The organism is Hansschlegelia beijingensis, assembly GCF_045505405.1.
Lineage (GTDB): Bacteria > Pseudomonadota > Alphaproteobacteria > Rhizobiales > Methylopilaceae > Methylopila > Methylopila beijingensis_A.
In genome coordinates this window covers 1-2666 of sequence record NZ_JBJKEX010000396.1, presented here as the reverse complement: position 1 = coordinate 2666, position 2666 = coordinate 1, and the positions used below count along the sequence as shown (strand labels likewise).

Annotated in this window: 2 protein-coding genes and 1 pseudogene; 2 read left to right on the top strand and 1 reads right to left on the bottom strand. The window is 67.9% G+C overall.

The genetic code is table 11. The annotated features are described in order from the left end of the window. A partial coding sequence (gene ftsH, locus ACIKT0_RS16630) for an ATP-dependent zinc metalloprotease FtsH (protein WP_407106493.1) occupies positions 1–1867 on the bottom strand: 1867 nt, incomplete at its 3' end. Positions 1868–2071: 204 nt separating this feature from the next. Here ftsH and ACIKT0_RS16625 point away from each other — a divergent pair. Then, positions 2072–2395, top strand: a complete 324-nt coding sequence (locus tag ACIKT0_RS16625) for a DUF1476 domain-containing protein (RefSeq protein ID WP_407106492.1) — start codon at positions 2072–2074, stop codon at positions 2393–2395. Positions 2396–2426: 31 nt separating this feature from the next. Continuing rightward, positions 2427–2666: pseudogene (locus ACIKT0_RS16620) on the top strand (HpcH/HpaI aldolase family protein); the annotation flags it as partial.

Sequence of the window (2666 nt, the reverse complement as noted above, 5' to 3'; positions counted from 1 at the left end):
GCTTGCCGGCCGTCGGCACGGCGGAGCCGCGAGGCGCCGGGGGCTCGTCGGTCGCGTCGCGGACCGGCGGATGACCCGCGAGCAGGTTCTTGATCTCCTCGCCGGTCAGCGTCTCGTACTCGAGCAACGCCTTGGCGAGCGCCTCCATCTGGTCGCGGTGCTCGGTGATGATGCGCTTCGCGGTCTCGTAGCCTTCGTCGATGAAGCGTTTGATCTCGTTGTCGATCTTCAGCATCGTCGTGCCCGAGACGTTCTGCTGGCGCGCGACCGACATGCCGAGGAACACCTCGTCCTGGTTCTCGCCATAGGCGACCGTGCCGAGCTCCTTCGAGAAGCCCCAGCGCGTCACCATCCCGCGGGCGATGTTGGTCGCCATCTGGATGTCGGACTGGGCGCCGGCCGTCACCTTCTCGTCGCCGAAGAACACCTCCTCGGCGACGCGGCCGCCCATCGCCATGGCGAGCCGCGAGGTCAGCTGCTCGTAGGAGATGGAGATCTGGTCGCGCTCCGGCAGGTACTGCACCATGCCGAGCGCGCGGCCGCGGGGGATGATCGTCGCCTTATGGATCGGATCGTTCGCCGGCGTGTAGAGCGCGACGATGGCGTGGCCGGCCTCGTGATAGGCGGTCACCCGCTTCTCCTCGTCCGTCATCACCATGCGGCGCTCGGCGCCCATCATGATCTTGTCCTTGGCGGCGTCGAACTCGGCCGAGGTCACCATCCGCTTGGAGCGGCGCGCCGCGAGCAGCGCGGCCTCGTTGACGAGGTTCATCAGATCCGCGCCCGAGAAGCCCGGCGTGCCGCGCGCGATGGTCTTGAGGTCGACGTCCGGCGCCAGCGGCACCTTGCGGACATGGACCTTCAGGATCTTCTCGCGGCCGATGATGTCGGGGTTCGCGACCACGACCTGGCGATCGAACCGGCCCGGACGCAGCAGCGCAGGGTCCAGCACGTCGGGACGGTTGGTGGCGGCGATCAGGATGATGCCCTCGTTCGCCTCGAACCCGTCCATCTCGACCAGCAGCTGGTTGAGCGTCTGCTCGCGCTCGTCATTGCCGCCGCCGAGGCCCGCGCCGCGGTGACGACCGACCGCGTCGATCTCGTCGATGAAGATGATGCAGGGCGCGTTCTTCTTGGCCTGCTCGAACATGTCGCGCACGCGGCTGGCGCCGACGCCGACGAACATCTCGACGAAGTCGGAGCCCGAGATCGTGAAGAACGGCACGTTGGCCTCGCCCGCCACAGCACGCGCGATCAGCGTCTTGCCGGTGCCGGGAGGGCCGACGAGCAGGACGCCGCGCGGGATGCGGCCGCCGAGGCGCTGGAACTTCTGCGGGTCGCGCAGGAACTCGACGATCTCCTCGAGGTCGCTCTTCGCCTCGTCGACGCCGGCGACGTCCTCGAACGTCACCCGGCCGTGCGCTTCGGTGAGAAGCTTCGCCTTGGACTTGCCGAAGCCCATCGCCTTGCCCGCGCCGCCCTGCATCTGGCGCGACAGGAACACCCAGACGCCGATCAGCGCGATGAACGGCAGCCACTGCAGCAGCAGCGCGACGAACCAGGGCATGTTCTCGCCAGGCGGACGGGCCGTGATGGCGACGCCCTTGCCGTAGAGGCGCTGCACCAGCGACGGGTCGTTCGGCGCATAGGTCTGGAACTGAGCGCCGTCAGTGTACTGGCCGGTGATGTTCTGGCCTTCGATCACGACGCCGCGGACCCGGCCGTTGTCGACCTCGGTCAGAAGCTGGCTGAACGAGATGTCGTTCGTCTGAGCGCGCTGCCCCGGATTCTGGAACAGGGTGAAAAGCGCCAGCAACAGCAGGACGATGATCACCCACAGGGCGAAGTTCCGGAAATTGGGGTTCATTGCGGGCCTTTCACGGCGGCGGCGTGGATTGAGGACGCGCCGCACCGCCCGCGAATGTAGGCTCGCCGCCGGCCGCTGCCAAGACGAAGGAACGACGAGCAATCCGCCGGCCCACGCTGTTGCGCCACATTTGGGGGGTGTAATCATCACAGATGCGCGGGCTGGCGGGGGCGGACTGACGCGCGGCGCTCGAGGATATCCCGGATGACCACCTTCGATACGCGTGAACGGGCCATGGAGGCCATGTTCGTCCATGACGAGGAAATGAAGTTCTTCGCCTATGCCCGGCGCAACAGGCTGCTCGGGCTGTGGGCCGCCGAGAAGCTCGGCAAGCAGGGCGTCGAAGCCGAGGCTTACGCCAAGTCGGTGGTGATGGCGGACTTCGAGGAAGAGGGCGACAACGACGTGTTCCGCAAGGTCCGGCGGGATTTCGACGAGGCCAAGGTCCAGCTCTCCGACCACCAGATCCGTCGCACGATGGACGAACTGCTGGCGACCGCGGTCGATCAGATCAAGGCGGAGCGGTGAGACGGCGGAGCGGCAGCGCGCGGGGCCGCGTTTGAGGACATCGGAGCCGCGCCCCGGCGCCTTCCCGGCGACGGCGCTCGAGTTCGGCGGCCCGCACTTCAATGGCTGGCTTTCTCTCACGTCTCCGCTGGTGGTGGAGGCGGTGGCGCGCGCCGGCTTCGCGTCCGTCACGCTCGACGCCCAGCACGGCTTCGCGACGTTCGACACCATCGTCGAGGGGGTCGCGGCCGCAGCTCTGGCCGACGCACCGGCGCTGGTGCGGCTCCCGGCG